Source organism: Planctomycetota bacterium (genome assembly GCA_026387035.1).
Taxonomy (GTDB): domain Bacteria; phylum Planctomycetota; class Phycisphaerae; order FEN-1346; family FEN-1346; genus JAPLMM01.
Genome location: JAPLMM010000034.1, coordinates 1 through 7833, shown reverse-complemented (window position 1 = coordinate 7833; position 7833 = coordinate 1). Strand labels below are relative to the sequence as shown.

The window sequence follows — 7833 nt, the reverse complement described above, 5'->3', positions numbered from 1 at the left end:
AACACGCCCGGCGAGACGATCCTGAAGGTCGAAGGTCTGAGCCGGCCCGGCATGTTCCACGACATTACGTTCGAGTTGCGTGCGGGCGAGATCCTCGGCATCGCCGGCCTCGTGGGCTCAGGGCGGACGGAGATAGCCCGGGCGGTCTTCGGGGCCGAAAGAGCCGCAGGCCGATGCACGCTGGAGGGACGGGTTTTCGGCCGCCGCTCGCCGCGGCGCTCCATGGCCCGCGGCATGGGGATGATCCAGGAAGACCGCAAGCGTGACGGGATCATCACGGGCACGTCGGTGGCGCTGAACGTCGGCGCGAGCGTCCTGGACCGCCTGTCGGCGATGGGGGTGTTCCTGGACCCGCGCCGGATCCGCGCGAACGCGCGGCGGATGATCGACCGGCTGGCCATCCGCCCGCCCGACCCGGCCCGGGCGGTCCAGACGCTGAGCGGAGGCAACCAGCAGAAGGTCATCCTCGGCCGCTGGCTCTCGCGCGACCCGAAGGTCCTCATCCTCGACGAGCCGACCCAGGGCATCGACGTGGGGACGAAGGCCCAGATGTATCGCCTGATGATGGACCTGGCAGCGGCGGGAAAGGGGATTATCCTCATCTCGTCGGAGTTTTTCGAGATCGTCAATCTCGCGGATCGCATCCTCGTCATCCGGGACGGCCGCATCGTGCGCGAAATGCCGGGCCCCGGGACCGACGTCGATGCGCTCTTCGCCGCGTGCGTGCGGAAAGGCGACTCATGACCAGGGACCTCGGCGCGCCCAAGTCGGCGAAACGCGGTTGGAGACCGTCGTTCCAGACGGTTCAGGCGCTGTCGGTGGTGGGCCTTCTCGCGGTCATCTGCATCGTCGCGTCCGTTCGGTCCGCTACGTTCTTCAGTTGGCAGAACCTGGTATACAACGTTCTGACCAACGCGGCGTACCTGGGCATCATCGCGTGCGGGATGACGTTGGTGATGGTGGCCGGCGGCTTCGACCTTTCGGTCGGGTCCACGACGACGGTGTGCAGCGTGGCGGCGGTCCTCACGCTCCAGGCCATGGCCGGGCAGCCGGTGTGGCTGGCGATTGCCGTCGCCGTGGCGGTGACGACGGCCACGGGGTTCATGCTCGGCGCCGTCAACGGGGCGTCGGTGGCCTACGTGGGGGTGAACCCGTTCGTGACGACGCTGAGCACGATGCTTATTTTCCGCGGCATCGCGCTGATCCTGACGCACGGGGGCCAGACGGTGAGCGTGCCGCTCGCCTTCAAGAGCGTTGTCGGCCGCATCTACTGGGGCAAGGTGAGCGTGTTCGGCGCGGCGGAGTACCAGGTGACCATACCGATCCTGATTTTCGTCGGCGTGTTTGCCGTCAGCCTGTACCTGCTGCATCTGACGCGGTTCGGCCACTACGTCTACGCCGTCGGCGGGAACGAGAACGCCTCGTGGCTGGCGGGGATCAACACGTCGCTCGTCAAGTCGGCTACGTATGCCATCTGCGGGCTCACGTGCGCCCTGGCGGCGGTGATCTACACCGGAATGTCGAATACCGCCCAGGCCTCGAGTTACGGGGGGCTGGAACTGGTGGTCATAGCCAGCGTCATCGTGGGCGGCACACCGCTGGGCGGCGGCGGCGGCGGCCTGTTCTTCACCCTGATCGGGCTGCTGCTCCTGTCGGTTATCGAGAACCTGCTCCCCCAGTTCGGGGTTCAAGAAGAGTACCGCAATATCGTCCGAGGGCTCATCATACTGATTGTGGTCGCCGTGGACGTCCTCGTCCGCGGTTCAGGCAAGAAAGCAAGGAGAACGTGACATGGTGCGGAAGATGCCGGCAATCGGAATTCTGGTGTCGGCGGCGGTCATTTTTCTCGGCTGCTCGGGGGAAAGCGGCCAGCCGCCCGAGCCTTCCGGTGCGGTCCGGACGTACACGATCGGCTTCTTGATAACGCTCGACAACCCGTACTGGCAGAACATGCGCCTCGGGGCTATCGACGAGGGCAAGAAACTCGGCGCCGAAGTCATCATCATGAACGCCAAGGAAGACCCCGTCCTCCAGATCCAGCAGATCCAGGAACTCATCGCCAAGCGGGTGGATCTGGCGTGCGTCGCCCCGATGAAGAAAGAGCCGCTCGTCAGCGGCATCCAGGCGCTGAATGAAGCGAAGATCCCCGTCATCATCGTCAACCGCGAGGTCGCCGAGGGCTGCGACTACGTCTGCTACACCGGGACCGACACCTATGAGGGGGCCGTCACGTCGGCCGAGATCCTCATGAAGGCCATCGGCGGCAAAGGAGGCATCGTCGAACTGCACCAGCACCTGGGCACCGGCCCGCAACTGGCGCGCAGCCAGGCCCTCCGGGACGTCATGAAGAAGTACCCCGAGGTCAAACTCCTCGGCCGCGCGCCCCACGACGGGGACCGCGGCAAAGCCATCCAGGAGACCCAGGTCTGGCTCGGCAAGTTCGCCGACCTGAAGGGCATTTACGCGCACGGCGACAGTTTCGCCATCGCCGCCGCTGACGCCTGCATCCAGGCCGGACGCAGGGACATCGCCATCGTCGGCATGGGCGGCAGCCAGGAGGCCCTCGAGGCCATCAAGGAAGGCAAGATCACAGGCACGAGTTTCCAGCAACCCGAGGAGGAGGGCCGCAGCGCCATCCGCTTGGCCATCCGCTGCCTCAAGGGCGAGAAAGTCGACAAGCGTTACATGATCCTCTGCCCCGCCATCACCAAGGAGAACGCCGGCCAGTTCAAGGGGCAGTTCTAGGCGGCGACGCAGGAAGGAGATTTGACATGCGGATGCTCGGCGCGATCGGTTGTCTTATCCTCTGGTCTCTGCCGGGCCGGATTCCCGCCGCCTCAGGTGGACCGGCGCGCACGCCGGTCGCGGAGAAGGGCGACGAAGCGGCGGACGACCCGCCTTCGCCCAAGGCCTGCCCGACCGGCAGGCGGGCTTCGGCGGGCATCCGCGCCGAACTCGTCAGCCGGGCGTACGCCGGTGATGCCGGCGGCAAGAAGGAAGTCCCCAGCATGAAGTACGCTTCCACGTCTCCGCAGATGGCACTGGCCTGGCAGAAGGAACTGCGGTCGAAGCTCGCCGTCCTTCTCAAGGTGGACGACCTGATCGCCAGGAAGACGGCGATACCGTTTCAGAGCAAGGTGATCTCCACGGTTAGGAGGGAGAAGTATGTATTTCAGGACCTGGAGATCAACAGCACGGCCGGCCGACGCATTCAGGTCGCGATGGCGGTTCCGACGGGCCTCAAGGGCCCGTTTCCGGCGGTGGTATGCATTGCCGGGCACCATGACACCCGCTTGACGTGCTACGAAGAGGGGAGCGGCTATTTTCGGCTCGCGCACGTCCTGGCCGAGAAGGGCTACGTGACGATCTGCATCCGCGTTTCGCAGCACGAGGTCTACGAGAAGGACCGCACGCTGATGGGCGAGCGCCTCTGGGATCTCATGCGATGCCTGGACCTGTTGGCGTCGCTGGAGGAGGTGGACCGGCAGCGCATCGGCTGCGCAGGCTTGTCGCTGGGCGGCGAGATGGCGATGTGGCTGGGGGCGATGGATGAGCGTGTGCAGGCCGTCGTCTGTGCCGGTTTCCTCACCAGGATGGACCAGATAGAGCGGAACCACTGCATGTGCTGGAAGTTCCCGGGCCTGAGGGAAATCGCTGACTTCTCCGACATCTTCTCGCTGATCGCGCCGCGGGCCTTGCTCTGCCAGAACGGCCTGAAGGAGCCCCAATCACAGTTCCCCGTATCGGTGGCCCGCGAGGCGCTGCGCGACATCGAAGCGGCGTACAAGGACTTCGGCAAACCGGAAAACCTGTCCTTCGTCGCGCACGACGGCGGCCACGTGTTCGACTTGCCCAGCCTGATGACATTCATCGAGGAGCGGCTGGGGCGCTGCCACTCGGCCGGACCAGGAGGCCTGACGGTCAGGCCAACCTGGCACAAAAGATACGGCATCCGAGAGGTTTCCTTCGAAAGGAGATAGAAGTCACGCGATACGCAGGAATCTTACGTTTCCCCTTTGCCATGGCCGTTGCTGCGGCCACGTGGTTCTCCCTTGCGGCCGCAGTCGCCGCGGCCGAGACAGCAAACCGGACGGACCGGTACAACGTCGTGTGGGAGACGCCGAGCAAGGATTCGTCCGGTTCGATGCCGTTGGGGAACGGCTCAACCGGGCTGAACGCCTGGATCAATCCGGCGGGTGAGTTGGAGTTCTATATCAGCCGCACGGATAGCTGGGGCGATAACGCCCGGCTGCTGAAGGTCGGCAAGGTGCGCGTGACGCTGGACCCGGCGCCGCCCGTGGTTCCCTTTGAGCAAACGCTTTCGCTAAAGGACGCCACGATGAACGTCCGCTGCGGCGAGGGCGAAACGGCGGCGGCCATGCGCCTGTGGGTGGACGCCAACCACCCGGTGATCCACCTGACCGTGGACAGTGCCCAGCCACGGGTGGCCACGGCATCCATCGAACTGTGGCGGACCCAGCGCCAGGAGTTGCCCAGCCTGGAGTGCAGCGACGTTCTGAACCGGTCGAAATCCGGCCAGAAGACCATCGTGGAGCCCGACACCGTGCTGGCGAACCAGACCGGCCGCATCGGCTGGTATCACCACAACGCCAAGTCCGTCGGCCCGGCCATGACGGGCGAGATCCAGGGCCTGAAGGGGTTCGAACGCCCGGACCCGCTGCTCGACCGCACCTTCGGCGCCGTGATCCAGGCCGAGGGCGGCCGGCGCCTCGACGACCTGCACCTGGAGTCCCCCGCCGCGACGCATCATGCGTTCAGCATCACCGTGGCGACCCGACACCCGTCCACGCCCGAACAGTGGCTCAAGGCCGTGGACGAGACAAGCGCGGCAACGCAGAAGATCCCCTTTGCCCGGCGGCGCGACGCGCACGAGCGGTGGTGGCGCGACTTCTGGGACCGCAGTTGGATCCACGCCGCCTCAGGTGGACCGGCGCGCACGCCGGTCGCGGAGAAGGTCGTCGAAGCGGCGGACGACGCCTACGTCGTCAGCCGGGCGTACGCCCTTCAGCGGTTCATCACCGCCTGCGCCGGCCGGGGGGCGTATCCGATCAAGTTCAACGGCTCGATCTTCACGGTGCCCTGTCCCGGCAGGCCCGGCGACGCCGACTACCGCCAGTGGGGCCCGGGTTACTGGTGGCAGAACACGCGCCTGCCCTACGTCAGCATGTGCGCTTCGGGCGACTTCGACCTGATGCAGCCCCTGTTTCAGATGTACGGCCGCGACCTGATGCCGCTGCTCCGGTACCGGACCCGCCTGTACCTCGACCACGCGGGCGCCTACATCCCCGAATGCATCTACTTCTGGGGCGACATGTTCAGCGAAACTTACGGTTGGACGCCGTTCCACGAGCGCAAGGACAAACTCCAGGAGAGCCGCTGGCACAAATGGGAATGGGTCTCCGGCCCCGAACTGGTTTACATGATGCTCGACTACTACGACCACACGCTCGACGCGGCGTTCCTGGCCGACACGCTGCTTCCCACGGCCCACGAGATCCTGACGTTCTTCGACCAGCAGTACAAGGTGGACGATCGCGGCAAACTGGTCATGCATCCGTCGCAGGCGTGTGAAACGTGGTGGGACTGCACGAACCCGATGCCGGAACTGGCGGGCCTCCACGCGGTGACCGAGTGGCTGCTCTCGCTGCCCCAGCCCCTGACCACGCCGGAGCAGCGCGCGTTCTGGGCCGCCCTGCGCAAGAAACTGCCTGACCTGCCGACTCGCGAGGTCGACGGCAAGCGCATGCTCGCCCCCGCCGGGCAATTCGCCACGAAACAGAACTGTGAGAACCCGGAACTCTACGCGGTCTTTCCCTTTCGCCGCATCGCCCTCGGCCGGCCCGACATCGAACTGGGCATCGAGGCCCTCCGGTACCAATGGGACAAGGGCAACTCCGGCTGGCGCCAGGACGACATCTTCATGGCCTACCTCGGCCTGGCCGACGATGCCCGCCGGAACCTCGTCGGCCGCGCCAGAAACAAGCACCAGGGTTCGCGGTTCCCCGCCTTCTGGGGTCCCAACTACGACTGGATCCCCGACCAGGACCACGGCGGCGTGCTGATGAAGGCCCTTCAGGCGATGCTGATGCAGACCGAACCGGCCACCGGCTCCAGGTACGACGGCAAGATCTACCTGCTGCCCGCATGGCCGCGGAATTGGAACGTGAAGTTCAAGCTCCACGCGCCGCGAGCCACGACGGTCGAGGGCGAGTACCGCGACGGCAAGATGGTGCGGCTGAACGTCACGCCCGAATCCCGCAGGGCCGATATGGTCGTCATCTCTCGATAACCTATGAAAAGTATCCTGCTAACGATCTTGTCCTCTGTTTCCTGCGCCCTGGTGGCGTTGGCTGAAGACGCCTCCGCAACGGCGGCGCCCAAACCCATCGCCGCGTCCACCGATCTGCTGTCCTTTATGCGGTTGGAAGGGATGAACAATCTCGGCGAGGCAGCCGTGGAAAAGAAGGATAGGGCGGTCGAAGTCAAAGGGGCCCTGGTCACCCCGTTTCCATTGGGCAGTTCCCAGTCGCAGGCCTCCGCCCAGGTGCGGCTCTATATCCCCAAGCGAGACGGCACGCCCTATCACGGATCAGCCTGTTTGGGCTTCTACGGAAAGAACCGAAACCTTCGCCTGTTTGCGTTCGTCTGCTTCAATTTGCCGGGGATGGCGCCGGGGCAATGCGAAGTGGGCTTTCTGGCCCGCGCTTCCAAGCAAATACCGCTTGCGTTCGAAGCCTGGCATACCATGAAACTGGAAACCGCGGATGGCCTCGCCCGCATGAAAATCTGGGCGGATGGAACCGCGGAGCCCGATTGGATGATCGACGCAAGCGTGGAATCCAGTCTCGAAGATATCGATGGCGCCGGAGTGCGGACCTGCGGGCAACCCGTTCTGTTCGAGTCTTTTTCCGCTTCCGGAACGCAGTATAAGGAGGCGATTCTTACGGTGGGCTCCGAAGGCGAGGGCATCGTCGGCAAACTGCGCAACGATGGATCACTTCGCGACCTGAAGGTCCGATACGCCGATGGCTGGCAAACGGTAGAGTTCCGTCAGGATCAATTCCGCGGTCCGGGATTTGGGAGATCGATCAGACTGGAACGTGATCCTTGCGAGACGATTTCGTTCTCCGGCAAGAACGACGACGTCCGGTATCGGTTGGCCTATGCCATTGCCGATCGACAGCTTCAGGTCACTGCAACCGTCATCAACAGCGGCAAGAAACCGTTTGCCCCGGAACGCCTGCCCCTGGTCCTCGGGATCGATAGTTTCATGGACAGCTACCCCCGCTGGAACAGTCTCTGTTTTCCGACCCTCATTCGCCGCGAGCCATCGCATCTCTGGGGCTACATGATGACCCCTCATGGACGGATTTTTGGAATTGCCTCCCCGGATCCGGTTGGCTCCTACACCTGTAAATACCTGCGCCAGATGTATGCCCATCACATTTATACCATCAGCCTGGATCTGCTCCAAAAACCACCGGTTCCTGGCCATCACCCCACCTATGCCCCGCTTGCCCCCAGCAAACAGCGGACTTGGACCGTTAACCTGATCCCGGTCGAGACGCTGGATGCCGTGAAATCCAAACTTGCCGCCAGTGCCAGGGCTCCCATGCTGGACCTCTACCGCTACAGCCTGGAGCCGGGACAGCCCGCGGAAATGAGTGTCTTCTCGTTTTCCCCTGTCACCGCCATCGTCGTCACTCCGGCAGGGACCGAGGTACCGTGCCCGGTCGGCAAGAAGGAAGGAAACCTCCATCAGGCAACCTTTCCCGATACCGCGGAGTATGGGGATTACAGGGTCCGGATTCA

The 7833-nt window shown here is 64.4% G+C and carries 6 protein-coding genes; all 6 read left to right on the top strand.

Annotated elements, in window-relative coordinates; genetic code table 11:
* Positions 1–744 (top strand): ATP-binding cassette domain-containing protein (locus tag NTX40_01005; GenBank protein ID MCX5647668.1); only part of this gene is annotated, 744 nt, incomplete at its 5' end.
* Positions 741–1790: an ABC transporter permease gene (locus tag NTX40_01000; protein MCX5647667.1), complete on the top strand. Its 1050-nt coding sequence runs from the start codon at positions 741–743 to the stop codon at positions 1788–1790. The genes NTX40_01005 and NTX40_01000, both read left to right, overlap by 4 nt.
* A 1-nt stretch (position 1791) precedes the next feature.
* On the top strand, positions 1792–2745 hold the full coding sequence (locus NTX40_00995) for a sugar ABC transporter substrate-binding protein (protein MCX5647666.1): 954 nt from the start codon (positions 1792–1794) through the stop codon (positions 2743–2745).
* Between the two features lie 26 nt (positions 2746–2771).
* Entirely contained in the window at positions 2772–3980 is a 1209-nt protein-coding gene (locus NTX40_00990) for an acetylxylan esterase (GenBank protein MCX5647665.1), read from the top strand.
* A 41-nt stretch (positions 3981–4021) separates the two neighbouring features.
* Positions 4022–6310, top strand: a complete 2289-nt coding sequence (locus tag NTX40_00985; GenBank protein MCX5647664.1) for a DUF5703 domain-containing protein — start codon at positions 4022–4024, stop codon at positions 6308–6310.
* 3 nt (positions 6311–6313) lie between these two features.
* Positions 6314–7833, top strand: a 1520-nt coding sequence (locus NTX40_00980; protein MCX5647663.1) for a hypothetical protein, incomplete at its 3' end; no start/stop codon positions are given.